Origin of the sequence: Gymnodinialimonas mytili, assembly GCF_037544085.1 — a bacterium.
GTDB classification, from domain to species: domain Bacteria; phylum Pseudomonadota; class Alphaproteobacteria; order Rhodobacterales; family Rhodobacteraceae; genus Gymnodinialimonas; species Gymnodinialimonas mytili.
Map to the genome: position 1 here is coordinate 388,076 of NZ_JBBIFW010000003.1, position 16,988 is coordinate 405,063.

16 protein-coding genes are annotated in these 16,988 nt (G+C 62.5%); 10 read left to right on the forward strand and 6 right to left on the reverse strand.

The window, feature by feature from the left end:
* Positions 1 to 28: 28 nt before the first annotated feature.
* From V8J82_RS16120 to V8J82_RS16130, 3 genes are all read right to left on the reverse strand, one after another.
* Entirely contained in the window at positions 29 to 1,525 is a 1,497-nt protein-coding gene (locus V8J82_RS16120; RefSeq protein WP_339976531.1) for an NADH-ubiquinone oxidoreductase-F iron-sulfur binding region domain-containing protein, read from the reverse strand.
* Positions 1,522 to 1,980, reverse strand: a complete 459-nt coding sequence (locus tag V8J82_RS16125; RefSeq protein ID WP_339976533.1) for a formate dehydrogenase subunit gamma — start codon at positions 1,978 to 1,980, stop codon at positions 1,522 to 1,524. Before V8J82_RS16125 ends, V8J82_RS16120 begins: the two co-directional genes overlap by 4 nt.
* 84 nt (positions 1,981 to 2,064) lie before the next feature.
* Positions 2,065 to 2,949 carry a LysR family transcriptional regulator gene (locus tag V8J82_RS16130; RefSeq protein ID WP_339976535.1) on the reverse strand — a complete coding sequence of 295 codons (885 nt, stop codon included), beginning with the start codon at positions 2,947 to 2,949 and terminating at the stop codon, positions 2,065 to 2,067.
* 189 nt (positions 2,950 to 3,138) lie between these two features.
* Between V8J82_RS16130 and V8J82_RS16135 the strand changes: the two genes are divergently transcribed.
* The 3 genes from V8J82_RS16135 to V8J82_RS16145 are packed head-to-tail and all read left to right on the forward strand — an operon-like array spanning position 3,139 to position 6,385.
* Positions 3,139 to 5,187: an MMPL family transporter gene (locus tag V8J82_RS16135; protein WP_339976537.1), complete on the forward strand. Its 2,049-nt coding sequence runs from the start codon at positions 3,139 to 3,141 to the stop codon at positions 5,185 to 5,187.
* The gene (locus V8J82_RS16140; RefSeq protein ID WP_339976539.1) at positions 5,184 to 5,633 is read left to right on the forward strand and encodes a hypothetical protein; all 450 of its coding nucleotides are present in this window, start codon (positions 5,184 to 5,186) and stop codon (positions 5,631 to 5,633) included. The genes V8J82_RS16135 and V8J82_RS16140 overlap by 4 nt, the downstream gene beginning before the upstream one ends.
* Positions 5,633 to 6,385 carry a hydroxypyruvate isomerase family protein gene (locus tag V8J82_RS16145; RefSeq protein WP_339976541.1) on the forward strand — a complete coding sequence of 251 codons (753 nt, stop codon included), beginning with the start codon at positions 5,633 to 5,635 and terminating at the stop codon, positions 6,383 to 6,385. The genes V8J82_RS16140 and V8J82_RS16145 overlap by 1 nt, the downstream gene beginning before the upstream one ends.
* A 26-nt stretch (positions 6,386 to 6,411) precedes the next feature.
* Here V8J82_RS16145 and otnK read toward each other — a convergent pair whose 3' ends face one another.
* The 3 genes from otnK to V8J82_RS16160 are packed head-to-tail and all read right to left on the reverse strand — an operon-like array spanning position 6,412 to position 8,713.
* Entirely contained in the window at positions 6,412 to 7,626 is a 1,215-nt protein-coding gene (gene otnK / locus V8J82_RS16150; protein WP_339976543.1) for a 3-oxo-tetronate kinase, read from the reverse strand.
* A complete protein-coding gene (locus V8J82_RS16155; protein WP_339976545.1) occupies positions 7,623 to 8,426 on the reverse strand; it encodes an N-acyl homoserine lactonase family protein in 804 nt (267 codons plus the stop codon). Before V8J82_RS16155 ends, otnK begins: the two co-directional genes overlap by 4 nt.
* Positions 8,423 to 8,713, reverse strand: a complete 291-nt coding sequence (locus V8J82_RS16160; protein ID WP_339976547.1) for a putative quinol monooxygenase — start codon at positions 8,711 to 8,713, stop codon at positions 8,423 to 8,425. Before V8J82_RS16160 ends, V8J82_RS16155 begins: the two co-directional genes overlap by 4 nt.
* A 132-nt stretch (positions 8,714 to 8,845) precedes the next feature.
* Between V8J82_RS16160 and V8J82_RS16165 the strand changes: the two genes are divergently transcribed.
* The 7 genes from V8J82_RS16165 to V8J82_RS16195 all read left to right on the forward strand — a co-directional run bounded on the left by V8J82_RS16165 (position 8,846) and on the right by V8J82_RS16195 (position 16,973).
* On the forward strand, positions 8,846 to 9,940 hold the full coding sequence (locus tag V8J82_RS16165) for an isocitrate/isopropylmalate dehydrogenase family protein (RefSeq protein ID WP_339976549.1): 1,095 nt from the start codon (positions 8,846 to 8,848) through the stop codon (positions 9,938 to 9,940).
* A complete protein-coding gene (locus tag V8J82_RS16170) occupies positions 9,937 to 10,992 on the forward strand; it encodes a Gfo/Idh/MocA family protein (RefSeq protein ID WP_339976551.1) in 1,056 nt (351 codons plus the stop codon). The genes V8J82_RS16165 and V8J82_RS16170 overlap by 4 nt, the downstream gene beginning before the upstream one ends.
* Positions 10,989 to 11,672, forward strand: a complete 684-nt coding sequence (locus tag V8J82_RS16175) for a GntR family transcriptional regulator (protein ID WP_339976553.1) — start codon at positions 10,989 to 10,991, stop codon at positions 11,670 to 11,672. Before V8J82_RS16170 ends, V8J82_RS16175 begins: the two co-directional genes overlap by 4 nt.
* A 428-nt stretch (positions 11,673 to 12,100) precedes the next feature.
* The gene (locus V8J82_RS16180) at positions 12,101 to 13,153 is read left to right on the forward strand and encodes a TRAP transporter substrate-binding protein (protein ID WP_339976555.1); all 1,053 of its coding nucleotides are present in this window, start codon (positions 12,101 to 12,103) and stop codon (positions 13,151 to 13,153) included.
* Positions 13,154 to 13,278: 125 nt separating this feature from the next.
* Positions 13,279 to 14,088: a TRAP transporter small permease subunit gene (locus V8J82_RS16185; RefSeq protein ID WP_339976557.1), complete on the forward strand. Its 810-nt coding sequence runs from the start codon at positions 13,279 to 13,281 to the stop codon at positions 14,086 to 14,088.
* 1 nt (position 14,089) lies between these two features.
* Positions 14,090 to 15,523, forward strand: coding sequence for a TRAP transporter large permease (locus V8J82_RS16190; RefSeq protein WP_339976559.1), 1,434 nt, complete (start codon positions 14,090 to 14,092; stop codon positions 15,521 to 15,523).
* Positions 15,513 to 16,973, forward strand: a complete 1,461-nt coding sequence (locus V8J82_RS16195; RefSeq protein WP_339976561.1) for an aldehyde dehydrogenase family protein — start codon at positions 15,513 to 15,515, stop codon at positions 16,971 to 16,973. The genes V8J82_RS16190 and V8J82_RS16195 overlap by 11 nt, the downstream gene beginning before the upstream one ends.
* Positions 16,974 to 16,988 lie beyond the last annotated feature (15 nt).

Genomic DNA, 16,988 nt, shown 5'->3' on the forward strand with positions numbered 1-16,988 from the left:
TCGCTCGGCGATTGTCGAGCGAAACCCTTCATTCCGCCGCCTCCCGCGTGACGGCAAATTCCTCTGGGAATTGTTCCAACGCGCTCATCACCGGATAAGGCGTGAAGCCGCCCAGCGCGCAGAGCGAGCCGTCTTTCATCGTTTCACACAGATCGACCAATAGCGGGATCGCCGAGGCGTCGCCCTGACCGATGCGGTCGATGGTTTCGACCCCGCGTCGCGCGCCGATGCGGCACGGCGTGCATTTTCCGCAGCTTTCCACCGCGCAGAATTCCATCGCAAAGCGCGCCATGCCCAACATATCCGCGCTATCATCGAACACGACGATCCCCGCATGGCCAATCAGACCACCCTCGCCATCGAATTCCTCATAGCCAAACGGCGTGTCGAACTTTTCCGGAGCAAAATACGCGCCGAGCGGTCCACCGACCTGCACGGCTTTTACGGGCCGTCCGCTGGCCGAGCCGCCCGCGATGTCATTCACCAAATCACCCAGCGGCATCCCGAAGGCGGTCTCGAACAGGCCACCATATTTCACATTGCCCGCGATCTGGATCGGCATCGTCCCTTTCGAGCGCCCCAACCCGAAACTGGCATAATGCGCGGCGCCTTTCTCGAAGATCACCGGAACCGTCGCCAGCGAGATCACATTGTTCACGACCGTTGGGCGCCCCAGAAAGCCCTCCAAGGCGGGCAGAGGTGGCTTGGCGCGGACGACGCCGCGTTTGCCTTCCAGGGAGTTCAGAAGCGAAGTTTCTTCCCCACACACATAGGCCCCGGCACCGACCCGCACTTCGATATCAAAGTGCTGACCGGATTGAAGAACGTCGCCCAAGACATTGTTTTCGCGTGCAATCTCAATGGCGGCATTCATCACTTCAATCGCATCGGGATATTCCGAGCGCAGATAGATGTAGCCCTTCGTGGCTCCAACCCCGAGGCCCGCAATCGCCATGCCTTCGATCAGGCAGAAGGGATCGCCTTCCATGATCATCCTATCGGCAAAGGTCCCGCTGTCGCCCTCATCGGCATTGCAGACGATGTATTTCTGCGGCCCATCGGCCTGGCGCACGGTGTTCCACTTGATCCCCGTCGGGAACCCCGCACCGCCACGACCGCGCAGGCCCGAGGTTGTGACCTCTTCGACAATTTGTTCCGCCGACATCGCCACTGCCCGGCGCAAACCGGCCAGGCCGCCATGGGCCTCATAATCGATGAGCGACAGCGGATCGGTGAGACCGCAGCGCTGGAAGGTCAGCCGGTTCTGACGCGCAAAAAATGGGATGTCCTCTACATTGCCTAGGCTCTCCGCCGATCCGTCCAAGATGCCAGCAACCGTGGCGGGCGTGACATTGCCGTACCCAATACGCGCGCCATCGCGCTCAACCTCGACCAACGGCTCCAGCCAAATCATGCCGCGGGTCCCGTTGCGAACGACCTCAACACCAGAAGCCTTGAAGGCGGCGGCGACAGCATCGGCGCCGAGTGCTTTTGCGGCGGCATCGCGGGGAACATAGACCTTCATAGCGCTACCTCTGCCAACAGATCTTCGGCAGTCGCGCGGCCTCTCAATTGTCCGTCAACCATCGCGGCGGGTCCGCAAGCACACAGGCCCAGACAATAGACCGGCTCGACCGTCAGGCGCCCATCGGCACTGGTCTGCCCCCAGGTCAGACCCAGCTTGTCCAGCACCTGCGCGCTCATCGCACTGGCACCAACGGCCTGACAGGCTTCAGCGCGGCAAATCTTCAGCACATGTTTGCCAGCGGGGTCGCGGCGAAAGTCGTGATAAAACGAAATCACGCCATGCAACTCCGCCTCGGTGATGTTCAGCGCATGGGCAATCGGCGCCCGGGCAGCGTCGGGAATACATCCAAACTCGGCCTGTACATCATGCAGGATCGGCAGGAGTGGCCCTTCAAGATCCTGATTTCTAGAGAGAATTTCTGAAACGATGGTGTCGGTTTGATCCGATGACATAGCTGGCTCCGCAGGCTGACACGTCCAGGTTGCATGCGGAGCATTGCGATTCAATATCGCAGTCCCGTTGGGCGATTGATGTTTTCAATCGGCGAGCGCGGCCGCGCGCGCAAGCAACGCCTTGAGAACCGGCGTGTGCGGTTCACGATGCGGGGCCACCAAACCGACCACGTGGCCCGGCCCTGCGCCCGAGATCTGACGGATCACCAATTCGGGTTTCCCGGCGGACAGGAATTGCGCCAGATTTTCCGGCAAAACCGTAATCCAATCGCCCGCCATGACATGTGCGGCCAGAACGACGGTGGAGTTGCTTTCCACCTGAGCTTGGGGCGCGATGCCGGCCTCCATAAAGAACTCGTTGATAATGCGGCGATTTTGCATGTCAGGGGTCAGAAGGCATAGGTTTTCGCCCTCCAGATCGGCCCAGGCAATCTCGGATTGCAGCGCAAGCGCTGAATCGCGATGGGCGACAATTGTATAGCGCTCGCGGTAAATGGCCTGCGTCGTCACCCGCCCCAATGGCTCGTTGTCGAGATAGGATAGCCCCGCCTCAACCTCTAAATTCTCCAACATAGACAGGATTTCGGACGAGGTGCGGCTGAGGATGGTGAAGCGGATATTGGGATGCACGCGAGAGAAATCGGCCGATAGCTTTGCGGCCCAGGTCAGCGCGGTGGGGATCACCGCCAAGCGCACGATCCCAGACAGTCCATGGCGCGCCGTGCGCATTTCCTGGCGGAACGTGCGGGTATCGGCCACGATCTGCCGGGCCCAGACCAGCGCGCGCTGGCCTTCCGGTGTCAGCCCCCCAAAACGTGAGCCCCGAAAAATCAGCTGCACGCCCAGCGTATCTTCCAGCTGCTTGATCCCGGTCGACAGGGTCGGTTGTGTCAGGCCGAGGCTTTCTGCGGCGCGGCCAAAATGGCCCTCCCGGGCCACGGCGATGAACATTTCGAGTTTGTTGATCATGTCGCGCAGGATAACCGAATGACTAAGAGGTTTTCAATTGAAGAACTCAATCGTTTGAAATGCGATACGCCGTCGGCAGCCGCGCCAAGCCAGCCCAGATCGATCTGAAGCAAGAGGCAACGCGCCCTTTTGCCCCCTCCGTTCGATGCGCTATCTTGCACGCCACATCAAAGAGGCGCCCGAGCAGACATGACGACAGCCCCGACCCGATCCAGCGGCCCTTTTGCCGTTTGGGCCGCTGCGCTCATTGCGCTGTGTGTGACAATCGTTGCGCTTCTGGGCGCCCAGCGGATGCAGGTCGAGGCAGACGTGGTGGCTGCCTTGCGCGGCAATTCGGATGGCTATCTGGCTTATGCCGCCTTCCAAGACCGCTTTGCCCTGGGCCAATCCGACGAGGCGCTGTTGATCCAGGCCGAAGATCTGGCCGATCCCAACACCTTCGCCGCGTTGGAAGATTTGGTGCTGGATCTGCAATTCAGCGACGGCGTCGCCGAAGTTGTCAGCCTGTTTTCGATCCCAACGCCCGGCACCACGACGCCGCAAATCCTCAGCCCGCCCGACGCTCCGCTGGATGACCGGTTCGAGGCCGTCCTGCAAACCGGGGCCGCGGCGCGCGCCTTGGTGACCGAGGATCGCAGTGCCGCGCTGTTGCATGTGATCGCCACCGATGACGCCGAGGCGGGCCAGATCGCTGCCGCCCTGCCCGCCTTGGCCGAGGCCGCCGCCCCGTTAGAGGTGCGCGCAGTGGGTCAGCAGGCAGTGGAACGGCAGATCAGTTTTGCGTTGGTCCGCGACCAGGCGGTGGTCACCCCACTGGCAATCTTGATCTGCCTGGTGGCAGGCGCATTGATCCTGCGCTCGATCCCCGCGGTTATTGTCTGCGCGGTGCCTGCGATCTGCGGGGTGTTGTGGTTCACAGGTTTGCTCGGCTGGCTGGGTCGGCCGCTGGACCCCTGGCTCGCGACCCTGCCGACGCTGGTCATGGTGCTCGCCTTTGCCGATACGCTACACCTGTTTTACGCCGCCCGGGACACCGGCCTGCGCGAGGCGATCCGCACGGTCCTACCGGCGGCGGCGATGACCTCGCTGACCTCGGCCCTTGCCTTGGCGAGCTTCGCATTTGCGGGAACGGAAGCGTTGTGGGCCCTTGCGATCTGGGGACCGGTCTCGATGCTCTGCGCCTTCGGAGCCGTGGCACTGACCTTTCCGATCCTCGCGCGCGTGTTGATGAAAGATCCGATGGCGCGTCCGGCGGGTTTTGACGGTGTGATCCGCCCGGCTTTGGCCGGGCTGCGCGCCCCGAAGGCGATTGCCGCCGCGGCGATCCTGGTGGCTCTGGTCTTGGTGCCAGCGCTGAACCGGGCGGTGCCGACATTCTCCTTGTCTGAGCACATCCGCGAAAGCAGCCCACTTGGCCAAGACTTGGCCTATATGGCGGAGGTCGGCCTGGGCTCGGCGAGCCTGTTCGTTGAAATCGCCGATGCCGATGGCGAGGCGGGCCTGAGCGATGCCGATCTTGAGCGGGTCGGCGCGGTGGCCCGGATCGTGTTGGAGGGCACCAATACCGACGACATGGCGCAGGTACCCGACCGCTTCCGCGCCGAAGATGGCCTATCCGTGGCGCTGCCGATCCTGCTGCCGCTCGATACCGATCCTGTGGCGTTTGGCGCCGCCCTGACCGATTTGCAGACCGGGCTGCAGGCGGCAGGTCTCTCCGATGTGACCGAATTGGCGGGGCAATCGCTCTTGGCCCATGAGGTTGTGCCCGACACCGTCGCTGCGATGCGGATGTCGTTCTACTTCGCGCTGGCAGCGATTGCGCTGGTTGTGGCGATTGCGCTGCGGTCCATCCCCCTGGCGCTGCTGGCCACGGCGATCAGCGCGCTGCCGATGATGGCAATTGAGGCGGTGCTTGTGGTGACCGGTATGGGCATGTCGATGGCGGGCGCCTTCGCGCTGACCGTGGCGTTCGGGATTGCGGTGGATGACACGATCCACTTCCTGAACCGCTGGCGCAGATCCCCGGCCACAGACCGATTGGCCGATGCGTTGGCCCATGCCGGGCCGCCGATGGTCGCCTCGACGCTGTTGATGACATTGGGGTTTGTGGCCACGGTGTTCAGCGCGACGGCCAGCCTGCCGGAATTTGGCGCATTCGTGATCTTGGCCTTGTGGATGGCCCTGCTGGCCGATCTAGGATTACTCCCCGGTCTGATGAAATGGATGAGGCGCGTATGAGAGCATTGGTTTTAGCGGCTTCTCTGCTGGCGGCTGGCCCCGTCGCGGCGGAGGTTCCGGGCTGGATGTCGGGCGCATGGGCGACCAATGCCCGGCTGACGGCCCCAGATGGCGCGCGGCTGCGCATCCGCTGCAGCCTGGATGCGGCATCCGAGGGCACGACTTGGTCGGGCGTTTTGGGATGCGCAACGGTGCAAGGCCGGTTCGAAGGGCGTTGGACCGTCGCGATATCGGGCGGCAGCGCCGCGGGCCAAGTGCAATTCACCGGCCCGTCCGAGGATCTGTTGCAGGTCAGCGGCGATGCCGCAGCCGATGCGGTTGCGCTGGCCTCAGGTGACGGGCAATCGGTGCGTTTTTCGCCTGGCGCAGATGGTGCGTTGGTGGTGGAGATGAACGCGCTCGGCCCGCAACGGCTCACCGGCGCGCTAACCTTCGAGGCGCGATGATGCCCCGCTTTTCCGCCAATCTCGGGTTTTTGTGGTCTGAACTGTCCCTGCCCGATGCGATCCGCGCTGCGAAAGCGGCAGGTTTCGATGCGGTCGAGGCCCATTGGCCCTATGCCCAGGATCCAGGGGCCGTGAAAGCGGCGCTGGACGACACGGGGTTGCCGATTCTGGGGATCAATACGATCCGCGGCGACAATGGGGAAAACGGGCTCAGCGCCCTGCCTGGTCGTGAGCCCGAGGCCCGCGCCGCGATTGACCAAGCGCTGATCTATGCGCGCGCGATTGGGGCGCAAAACGTCCATGTGATGGCTGGGTTCGCCGCGGGGCCGCAGGCCCACGAGGCCTTCATCCGCAACCTGCGCTATGCCTGCGAGATGGCGGATGGCATCGGCCTGCTGATCGAGCCGCTGAACCGTCACGACGCGCCGGGCTACTTTCTAACCACTACCGATCAGGCGCGCGAGATCATCTCCGAGATCGCCCACCCCGCCCTACGGCTGATGTTCGACTGCTATCATGTGGGCCGGACTGAAGGCGACGTGATCACCCGTGCGCGGGATCTGTTTCCGATCATTGGCCACGTTCAATTCGCCGGTGTGCCTACGCGCGGGCGCCCCGATGAAGGTGAGTTGAATTACAGCGCGATTTTCGCGGCATTGGCCGAGATGGGGTGGGATACGCCCTTGGGCGCCGAATACAAACCCGGCGGGTCAACCGAGCAGAGCCTGGGCTGGATGGAAGCATATCGCTAGGCCTATCCCCTCGAAGGATACGGCCTTTAAGTCCGCGAACCGCTTTCCATCATGGCCAGGGCTTCGGCGAAGAAATCGGGGCCGCCGAAATTGCCGGATTTCAGCGCCAATGCCACCCCATCGGCATGGACCAGCGGCACACCGGCGGCGATGCGGGGGCCGATGCTGAGGCTCTTGGCGTTCAGGCCGGACACAATGGCCCCCGATGTCTCGCCACCCGCCGCAACGATCCGGGTCACACCGTTTTCAGCCAACAAATGGGCCGTTTCGGAAAACAGCGCCTCGATCCGATCCGCGACGACCTCGCGCCCGAACCTCTCCTGCGCGGCACGCACGATGGCGGGATCGGCTGAGGAATAGACCAGCGGCGGCGTCTCCTGCGCCAAAACCCAATCGTCCAAGGCCTGGGCGGTGATGTCTCCGGCCATGACGGCTTCGGCGGTGATCTCTCGGCGCGGGCCGGTGAAGGCCGCAACCTGACCGCGTGTGGCGATTGAGCAGGACCCTGAGAGAACCACGCCAGGCCCCGTCACCGGCGGCAGGTTGGGCTGTGCGGCCTTGATGCCGAAATTCGCGGGTAATCCCAGCGCGATGCCAGACCCACCGCATAATAACGCCATGCCCTTGGCCGCTTGTCCGATGGCCACCAGATCCGCATCGTGGATCGCATCGACGATCACATGGCCCGCCTCCGGTAGCGCCGCGCAGATCGCATCAGGGCCTTCTGCCACGATACCCGCAGGCACATGACCAATCTCGCGCCCCGATTGCAGGCCGAGCCAGCGGCGCAGGTCGGGGTCGGTCATCGGCGTCAGCGGGTGATCTTGCATCCCTGACTCGTTCAGCAGCCGATCCCCCACAAAAAGATGCCCCATATAGACGGAGCGTCCGGTTTCCGGGAAAGCGGGGCAAACCAGTGTTCGCGCCGCGCCCAGCCGGTCGGCCAACGCATCCAGAACCGGGCCGATATTGCCCTCTGGCGTGCTGTCGAAGGTCGAGCAGACCTTGAAGACGATCTGCTGCGCGCCCTGCCCGATCAGCCAATCGCAGACTGCTAGGCTGTCGGCCACGGCCTCGGGCACCGGCGCCGTGCGGGATTTCAGCGCGACAACCGCGGCATCGACCTCTGCCGAACCGCTCGGCACGCCAATGTATTGCGTTGTGCGCGCGCCCGCCTCGGCCAGGGTCAGGGCGATGTCGGAGGCACCCGTGAAATCATCTGCGATGACACCTATCTTCATGGGGTGATGTCCTTTTGGGGGCCAAGATCAAGCCGCACGATATGGGCCGCGGGCCCTTCCGGAAAATGCTGCATCACAAGCGGATCATGGCCCGGTACGATCAGCGCGGGGCGCGTGGCCAGACGGTCGAGCGTCTCGAACCCGTCGAGCATATCCTGCAAATCCACCACGATGGGGAACGGTTTGCGGGCCTGGAAATTCTCGTAGAAATGCGCCGCATCGGAGGCGAGCATCAGATAACCCGCCTGGGTGAGCACGCGCACGGCCTGTAGACCACGCGAATGACCGCCGATGCGGTGCACGGTGACGCCCTCGGCGACCTGCGCGTCCCCGTCGTGAAAGATGACCTTGCCGGAATAGACCCGGCGCACGGCCTCGCAGATATGATCCGCCGTGAATGGCGCCTGAAGCGTGCCATGGCACATGCACGGGCCCGTCGCATAGGCCATTTCTGCCGCCTGCAGATGGATCTGCGCGTTCGGAAACAGATGCAGCCCGCCCGCATGGTCGTAATGCAAATGGGTGATGATCAACTGCGTGATATCGTCAGGTCGCACGCCCAAAGGTGCCAGCGCCGCGCCCGGATCCATCAGGATCGGACGCCCGCGTGTGGCCCCCTCGGCATCATCATAGCCGGTATCGACCAGGATCGTCTGATCCCCACGCCGCAACAGCCACATGAAGTAGTCCATCGGATGCGGCGCGTCATGGGCGTCATCGAAGATGAAGCTATCCCCGCGCACCCGCGCATTCCGGTCGGCATATTTGACCGCAAAGACCTGCCAATATGCGTCGCTCACACCGCGACCTCGCTATAGGTTTTGATCCGTTTGGAGATCACCATGTCGGCGCTGGCCTCATCGAAGGTCTTGAAATGCTTGCTCTGCAGATGGGCCTTGAACGCGCCTTCATCCCTGTAGATCTCATATAAGAAGATCTCATCAGGCGTCGACGGATCAGTGCAGACATCAAAGCGCAGGCAATCGGGCTCTTCCGCCAGTGAGGTCGCCGCATTGGTGCGCATCAAGGCTGCGAATAAGGGCAGCTGCGGCGGATCGATACGCAGCGTAACCGTAACAACAAACATGGACTTCCCCTTCGGACTTTTTTGCGCCCCACCGCATTTTGGCTTTGCCTTTTTGTAAGTATTCTTTAATGTATACGTTAGTCAATACGAACACCCGATCCAAACGGGTAAAGCTACCGGGACGATCATACTATGAGCCACACATTCCAGATAGCCGTGTTTCACGGCGATGGAATCGGCCCCGAAATCATGGGGCCCACACTAGATATTGTAAAAGAACTGGCGGGCTCGTCGGATGCCTATGGGTTTCGCTTCATTGATGCCCCCGCAGGTGCGCAGCATTATGCGAAGACCGGTATCGCGCTGCCCGACGACTCGCTGAAGATCGCAGGCGAAGCCGACGCGATCCTGCTCTCGGCGATGGGCCTGCCCGATGTGCGCTATGCCGACGGGACCGAAATTTCACCGCAGATCGACCTGCGCAAGGCGTTCAACCTGTTCGCGGGCGTGCGGCCCGTGCGGGTGGCGCCGCGCCTGCCCACGCCGCTGGCCTTGCCGGAGGGGCGCGATATCGACCTCTTGCTGATCCGCGAAAGCACGGAGGGGCTGTTTCACACCCAAGGCAGCGGTGAGGTGACTGAGGACTGGGCACAAGAAACGCTGCGGATCACGCGCGAGACCTCTGAACATCTGTTCCGGTTCGCCTTCGACCTGGCCGCCGATCGCAAGGCGGCAGGCGATGGGCCGGGCCGGGTGACCTGCGTGGACAAGGCCAATGTGTTCCGCGCCTTTGCCTTCTTCCGCGCGATTTTCGATGCCGAAGCCGCGCGCCATCCGGACCTAGCCGCCGATCACGCCTATGTGGACGCGATGGCCCTGTGGATGGTGCAAAAGCCATGGGAATTCGACGTCCTGGTCACCGAGAACATGTTCGGCGACATCCTGTCGGATCTGGGCGCGGGGCTGATGGGCGGCCTTGGCCTCGCCCCCTCGGCCGATATCGGGCTGAACCAAGCGGTGTTTCAGCCCTGCCACGGATCTGCACCGGACATTGCCGGCCAAGGCGTCGCAAACCCGTTTGCAATGATCCTGTCGGCGGCGATGATGTTGGATTGGCTGGGCGGCAAGCACGGAATCGATGCAATGCGCGTCGATGGACGGCGCCTGCGGGCCGCGGTCTACGACGTGGTGGCCAGGGGCGGTTCCGGGCTGACACGTGATCTGGGGGGCCAGGCCGGAACCCGCGCCGCGGCCGAGGCCGTGCTGGCCGAACTGGTCGACGGATGAGCGGCGGCGCGCCATATCGGGTCGCCTGCGTCGGCGCGGGCTATTTCAGCCAATTCCATTATGGATCTTGGGCGCGGCTTGATCGGGCGGAGCTGGTGGCGTCGTGCAACCGCGACCTGGCCAAGGCCCAGGCGACCGGCCTGCCCGCCTATGACGATCTGCCGACAATGCTGCACGAACAGCGCCCCGATCTGCTGGACATCATCCTGCCGCCCGTCGCCCATGCCGACACGATCCGCATTGCGCTCGCCCACGACCTGAAATGGATCATCTGCCAGAAACCATTCTGCCAGAACCTCGACGAGGCACGCGCCATCACGGCAGAGGCCGCGGCTGCGGGCGCAACCTTGGTCGTGCACGAGAACTTTCGGTTCCAGCCCTGGTTCCGCGCCATCAAGCGCGCCGTAGATGACGAGTTGATCGGCCAAGTCATGCAGGCGACCTTCCGTCTGCGCCCCGGTGACGGCCAGGGCCCGGATGCCTACTTGGATCGACAACCCTATTTTCAGACAATGCCGCGGTTCCTCGTCCATGAAACGGCGATGCATTACGTGGATACGTTCCGCTTCATCCTGGGCGAGCCTACGGCAATCTATGCCGATCTGCGCCGGGTGAACCCGGTGATTGCGGGCGAAGATGCGGGGTATATCCTGGCCGACCATCCCGGTGGGGCCCGCACCTTGATCGACGGCAATCGCAACCTCGATCACGCCGCGGCCAATCTGCGCTGCACCATGGGAGAAGCCTTGATTGAAGGTGTCGCGGGCACGTTGACATTGAAGGGCGATGGCAGCGTGTGGCTGCGCAGCTTCGGCGATCAGGAGCCTGAGCGTTTGCTGCCGCCCAACCAAGCAGAGACGTTTGGCGGCGATTGCGTGCACGCACTGCAAGATCACGTTCTGTCGGCGATGGCGGGTGAGCGCGATCCGGAAAACCGGGCCGCCGATTATCTGCGGATCCTTGAAATCGAAGAGGCGATCTATGCTTCGGCAGAGAGCGGCCAGAAAATCGCGCTCTCCCCCTACCTGTCGCGTGGAGGCCCGCATTCATGACGCCCGCCCCCGACAAAACCAAGACGCTCTCCAACACGCATCGCGCCGCCGAGGCGATCCGGCAGCGGATCTTTTCGGGTGATTTGCCGCCTGGCTCGGACCATCTGGAGACGGAATTGGCCGATGAGCTGGGCATGTCGCGCACACCCGTCCGCGAGGCGGTTCTAGTCTTGGAAACCCAGGGGCTGCTGACGGTGCGGCCCCGGAAAGGTGTGCGGATCCTGCCGGTGTCGCCCGATGACATGGAAGAGATCTACGAAGTGCTCACCGCGCTGGAAAGCCTGGCTGCAGGACGCGCCGCAGAGCGGGGCTACAGCGCGGAGGACTTGGCCGATCTGGCGCAGGCCATCGATGCCATGGATACCGCCATCGCCGCCAAGGACCGCGAGGCCTGGGCCAAGGCCGATGATGCGTTTCACCGCGAATTGGTGCGGCTGGGCGGCAATTCCCGCAGTATCGAGATCGTCGACCGATTGGCCGATCAGGTGCGTCGCGCCCGACTGGTCACGCTGAATGTCCGCCCCTTGCCGGTCAAATCCAACGAAGACCACCGCGCCGTCATGGAGGCCATTGCCCGCGGCGATGCAGAGGTCGCCGTGGCCCGCCATACCCGCCACCGTGACGAGGCGAGACAGGTTCTTGTGGCGCTTCTCAAACGTTTGGGGCTTCGAAAGATATGAGTGCTCTCCGCCCGTCACGGCACGAGTTCGCCGCAATCAGCGCAGTCGTTAGCGCAAACAGATGGCGTTCGCCCCTTGAAGTCATCGAAATTGGTAAGGAAACCATAGCAAAATACAGCTTTAGGCGAAATACTGTGTCCCACGATGATGGCGACTCACTTTTGGAGGACAGCGGAATTCGCCTGACATGGACCAGTGGTGGAGGCCATTGGCAGATGACACAGCCCGCGCTTATGGCGCGGCAAATGACAGCCCGGATCAACCGGGCCAGAAACATCCGGGGGGAGCCCCCCGGTGCAGAGGTTGGGGCCATCGGAGGAGGGCAAACACCGCGCCGCAACGCGCGGACCTGCCCGGCAAGGTGACCCGACGCAGCAACCCAAAGGGCAGATTGCCCGCATAACGAAAGTTCTTAGGGAGGACTACACATGAAAAAATTGATGACGGCGACCGCCATGGTCGGCGCCCTGGCCGCGACTGCCGGTGCAGTGCAGGCACAGGAAACGATCGAGATGACCTCGTCTTTCTCGCGCAACCTGCCGATCCTGGGCACCGCGGCGGTAAACTTCGTGGAAACGCTCAACAGCATCTCGACCACGGTGGAATTCGAGCATTTCGATCCCGGCGAATTGGTCCCGACGCTGGAAGCGCTTGATGCGGTTTCCAACGGCTCCGTCGATGCCTCCTTCGCCACCGCAGGGTACTGGCAGGGCAAGATCACAGCTGCCTCGCTTTTCGCCGCCGTGCCCTTTGGCCCGGAAGCGGGTGAGTTCCTGGCCTGGATGTTCTACGATGACGGTCTGGAACTGTTCCAGCGCATGTATGACGAGAACGATTACGACGTGCATGTGATCCCCTGCGGCATCATCGCGCCGGAAACCTCGGGCTGGTTCCGCACCGAGATCACCTCGCTCGACGATCTGGAAGGTCTGAACATGCGCTTCTTCGGCCTCGGCGCCGAGGTGATGCAGCGTCTGGGCGTCTCGACCTCGCTTCTGGCCGCGGGTGATATCTTCCCCGCGCTTGAGCGTGGCGCCATCGACGCAACCGAGTTCTCCATGCCGCTGATCGACCAGCGCCTGGGTTTCTACAACATCGCGTCCTACAATTACTTCCCCGGCTGGCACCAGCCCGCAACGATGTTCGAACTGCTCGTCAACAACGACGTCTGGGATGATCTGGACGAGATCAGCCAGAACCAGATCGAAACCGCCTGCATGGCCAACATCACCTCGAACTATGCCGAGGGGGAAGCGGTCAACTACGCGGCCATGATCCAGAACACCGAAGAACACGGTGTGACCATCGCCCAATGGCCGCCAGAGATGCTGGACGCCTTCGAGTCCGCTTGGAACGAGGTTGCAGCAGAGCTCGCCGCCGAAGATGAATTCTTCAACGAGGTCTGGACCGATCTGCAGGAATTCCGCGAAGGCTATGAGGTCTGGTCGAACAACATCTACCTGCCTCGCCCGCGCAACTGATCGCGGCGGATCAGGTCCGATGCGACCTTAACAAGTCACGGGGCGCGGCCAGACTTGGACCGCGCCCCGATTTCGGCCACGATGCCATGGAATTGGCCGGGCCGTGTGTGGGAGGATGACACGTCATGGACACCGAGCAGCAGGCCGTCGCCATCTCCGATCCCGGAGAGATCGGGCGCGCCTATCACAATATCGGCGACCGGTTGGTCGTTGCGATCAGCAACCTCGCCGCCTGGATCTTTCCGATCCTGATGGTCGCCATCGTCTCGCAGGTGCTGATGCGCAATCTGGGCCAGAACCAAGCCTGGCTCGACGATCTGCAATGGTGGCTCTATGGCGTCGCGGTTCTGGCCGGTGTGGCCTATGCCGTCACCACCAACAGCCATGTGCGGGTGGACATCTTCTATGACAATTACCCACGGCCCAGGCAGGTCAGAGTGAACCTCTTTGCCTTGGGCTGGCTGTTTTTGCCATTCATCATCCTGGCTTGGGACGTGACGGTGGGCTATGCGCTGCAATCCGTCGTCTCTGACGAAGGCTCGGACAGTCCCAATGGATTGCACAATCTGTGGATCCTGAAGATCCTGATGAATGTCAGCTTCATCCTGATCGCGCTGGCCTGTTGGTCGGCCTTGATCCGCAACCTCAAGGAAATTTCCGAACTGAAGCTGTGGCGCATCCTGTGGGCGGCTCTGCCAGCGACGTTTTTCACCATCAATCTGCTGATTTACTATGGGCTTTTGGGGATCATCTGGCTGATCAGCCCGGCGGGCACATCGGGCCGTGAGATCAGCCGCCACGCGGTCTTCGACGAGGTCGAGATCGGCAATATCGAAAGCTCTTGGACGATCATCGCTGGCCTCGTCGTGACCGCGCTTGTGGTTGGCGGCCTCAGAATGCTTCAGGGCCCCGCAGCGCCGGTCGAGGGGCAATAAGATGGAATGGCTCACTTTGAATGAGATCGCCGTTTTGGCGATGTTCCTGGGCTTTATCTGGATGCTCTTTCGCGGCATCCCGGTCGCCATGGCGCTGGTCGGCATCAGCCTGATCTTCGTGCTGGTGGCAGAGCTATTCCTGGACCCCAATCGCAGCTTCTTCCGCGACATTATCGAGTTCGACCGGACAGGCATCAATTATCAGCGCCTGAACGTGTTATCGGGTCGGATCTTTGGCCAAACGATCAAGAACCCGGTTCTGGTCGCACTGCCGATGTTCATCTTCATGGGGTTGATGCTGGATCAGTCCGGTGTGGCGCAGCGAATGATGAATTCGATGCAGAAGCTGTTCGGCGGATTGCGGGGCGGTCTGTCGCTGACGGTTCTGATCATCGGGATCATCCTGGCGGCCTCCACCGGTGTGATCGGCGCCTCCGTCACTCTGCTTGGCGTGATGGCCCTGCCCGCGATGATGGCGCAGAATTATTCCAAACCCATCGCCACCGGCACAATCGCCTCGGCGGGCACGTTGGGCATCCTGATCCCGCCGTCGATCATGCTGGTGATCATGTCGGATCAATTGGCGATCAGCCTGGGCGATCTGTTTATGGGCGCGCTGTTTCCGGGGCTGATCCTGGGCGGGCTCTACATCGCCTTCATCGTGATCTACGGATTGCTGAAACCCGACGCGATGCCCGCGCCGGACCGCACCGAAGAGGTCGGCTGGCCGGTGATCAAAGAGGTCTTGCTGGCCGTGATCCCGCCGATGATCCTGATCCTGCTGGTACTCGGCTCGATCTTTGCCGGCATCGCCACGCCCACTGAAGCCTCTGGCCTGGGCGCGCTTGGCGCAACCCTGCTGGCGCTGGCCAATGGGCGGCTGAACATGAAGGTTCTGAAAGATGTCAGCCGGTCCACGCTGAACACATCGGGTTATATCGTAGGCATCTTTCTGGCGGCGAACTTCTTCGCCCTGATCCTGCGCCGCTATGGCGGGGATGAGATCATCGAAGGCCTGGTGCTGAGCACCTTTGACGATCCCTACATGATCATCGTCTTCATCCTGTTCATCGTGTTCCTGTTGGGCTTCCTGCTGGATTGGATCGAAATCACCATCATCATCATGCCCCTGATGTTGCCGATCATCGCGGGCCTGGGGCTGGAGGGCGACATACCCGGCTATGACCAAGTGGCCGAGCCGGTGGTGACGTGGTTTGCGATTCTGGTCGCGGTGACGTTACAAACGTCATTCCTAACGCCACCTGTGGGCTTTGCGCTATTTTATCTGAAAGGCGTATGCCCGCCGGGCGTGACCATTGGCGATATCTATAAGGGTGTGATCCCGTTTGTGATGCTGCAATTGACAGGGCTGTTCATCGTGTTCGAGTTCCCGTGGCTGGTCACCTGGCTGCCCTCGGTGGCCTATGGCGGGTGATCTGAAACCGCTAGGGTTAGATCCCGCCTGCATCTTTGTGGGCGGGCAATGGCGGGCGCCCGAAAGCGGCGAAAGCCTGCCCCTTATTGACCCGTCCGACGGGACGGAGATTTGCCGGATCGCACGCGGCGGCGCGGCGGATGTGGAGGCCGCCATCGCTGCGGCCGAGGTCGCCTTGGCCGGGGAATGGGGCCGGGCCACCGCAGCGGAACGCGGGCGGCTTTTGGCCACGATCGGTCGCGCCGTGTTGGAGCATGTCGATGAACTGGCCCGCCTTGAGGCCCAAGATGTCGGCAAGCCCCTGACCCAGGCCCGCAACGATGTGATCGCTTTGGCGCGCTACCTGGAATTCTACGGTGGCGCCGCCGACAAGATCCATGGCGAGACGATCCCTTATCTGGATGGCTACACGGTCTACACCTTGCGCGAACCGCACGGCGTTACGGGCCACATCATCCCATGGAATTACCCGATGCAGATCATCGGGCGCTCGATCGGGGCGGCTTTGGCGATGGGCAATGCCTGCGTGCTGAAACCGGCGGAAGAGGCCTGCCTGACCGCACTGGCCTTTGCCGAGATCGCCCATCGCGCGGGCCTGCCGGCGGGCGCGCTGAACGTTGTGCCGGGCCTCGGGGCGGAGGCCGGGGCCGCGCTGGCGGGCCATCCTGGCATCCGACACATGTCCTTTACCGGCTCGGTCGGGGTGGGCAAGTTGATCCAGAAAGCCGCCGCCGAGAATGTGGTGCCGGTCACGCTGGAGCTTGGGGGCAAGTCGCCTCAGCTGGTCTTCGACGATGCCGATATCGACGCCGCCCTGCCCTTTCTGGTGAATGCAGGGATCCAGAATGCGGGGCAGACCTGTTCGGCCTCCTCCCGAATTCTCGTGCAACGCGGGGTCTATGACCGTGTGGTGGACGCCATGGCCGCAAAATATCGCGGGTTGCGCGCCGGGCCCGCCATGATCGACCTTGAGGTCGGGCCGCTTGTCTCCGCCCGCCAAAAAGAGATTGTAGAAGGCTTTTTGGCCAAGGGCGCGGACCTGACCGTTGCGGCCCGCGGGTTTGTCATGGATGAGGCGCCTGTGGGCGGCGCCTATGTGGCGCCTGTGCTGTTTACAGCCGTAAACTCGACCCACATCCTGGCACAGAACGAGATCTTTGGCCCGGTCCAAGTGATCATTCCCTTCGACACCGAGGAAGAGGCGCTCGCGATCGCCAATGGCACCGATTACGGGCTGGTCGCCTCTGTCTGGTCCGAAAGTGGCGCGCGGCAGATGCGGCTGGCCAAACGCCTGCGCGCGGGCCAGGTTTTCGTGAACAATTACGGCGCAGGCGGTGGTGTCGAATTGCCCTTTGGCGGCACGGGTATTTCGGGACATGGCCGCGAGAAAGGGTTCGAGGCGCTCTACGGGTTCTCAAGCCTGAAAACCGTGGCGGCCAAACACGATTAAGGCGCCGAAAGGCAT

What these genes read in the sequence shown, in the direction of transcription:
- V8J82_RS16120 (WP_339976531.1), bottom strand. Translation starts at nt 1,525, where the DNA reads ATGAAGGTCTATGTTCCCCGCGATGCCGCCGCAAAAGCACTCGGCGCC.
- V8J82_RS16125 (WP_339976533.1), bottom strand. Translation starts at nt 1,980, where the DNA reads ATGTCATCGGATCAAACCGACACCATCGTTTCAGAAATTCTCTCTAGA.
- V8J82_RS16130 (WP_339976535.1), bottom strand. Translation starts at nt 2,949, where the DNA reads ATGATCAACAAACTCGAAATGTTCATCGCCGTGGCCCGGGAGGGCCAT.
- V8J82_RS16135 (WP_339976537.1), top strand. Translation starts at nt 3,139, where the DNA reads ATGACGACAGCCCCGACCCGATCCAGCGGCCCTTTTGCCGTTTGGGCC.
- V8J82_RS16140 (WP_339976539.1), top strand. Translation starts at nt 5,184, where the DNA reads ATGAGAGCATTGGTTTTAGCGGCTTCTCTGCTGGCGGCTGGCCCCGTC.
- V8J82_RS16145 (WP_339976541.1), top strand. Translation starts at nt 5,633, where the DNA reads ATGCCCCGCTTTTCCGCCAATCTCGGGTTTTTGTGGTCTGAACTGTCC.
- otnK (WP_339976543.1), bottom strand. Translation starts at nt 7,626, where the DNA reads ATGAAGATAGGTGTCATCGCAGATGATTTCACGGGTGCCTCCGACATC.
- V8J82_RS16160 (WP_339976547.1), bottom strand. Translation starts at nt 8,713, where the DNA reads ATGTTTGTTGTTACGGTTACGCTGCGTATCGATCCGCCGCAGCTGCCC.
- V8J82_RS16165 (WP_339976549.1), top strand. Translation starts at nt 8,846, where the DNA reads ATGAGCCACACATTCCAGATAGCCGTGTTTCACGGCGATGGAATCGGC.
- V8J82_RS16170 (WP_339976551.1), top strand. Translation starts at nt 9,937, where the DNA reads ATGAGCGGCGGCGCGCCATATCGGGTCGCCTGCGTCGGCGCGGGCTAT.
- V8J82_RS16175 (WP_339976553.1), top strand. Translation starts at nt 10,989, where the DNA reads ATGACGCCCGCCCCCGACAAAACCAAGACGCTCTCCAACACGCATCGC.
- V8J82_RS16180 (WP_339976555.1), top strand. Translation starts at nt 12,101, where the DNA reads ATGAAAAAATTGATGACGGCGACCGCCATGGTCGGCGCCCTGGCCGCG.
- V8J82_RS16185 (WP_339976557.1), top strand. Translation starts at nt 13,279, where the DNA reads ATGGACACCGAGCAGCAGGCCGTCGCCATCTCCGATCCCGGAGAGATC.
- V8J82_RS16190 (WP_339976559.1), top strand. Translation starts at nt 14,090, where the DNA reads ATGGAATGGCTCACTTTGAATGAGATCGCCGTTTTGGCGATGTTCCTG.
- V8J82_RS16195 (WP_339976561.1), top strand. Translation starts at nt 15,513, where the DNA reads ATGGCGGGTGATCTGAAACCGCTAGGGTTAGATCCCGCCTGCATCTTT.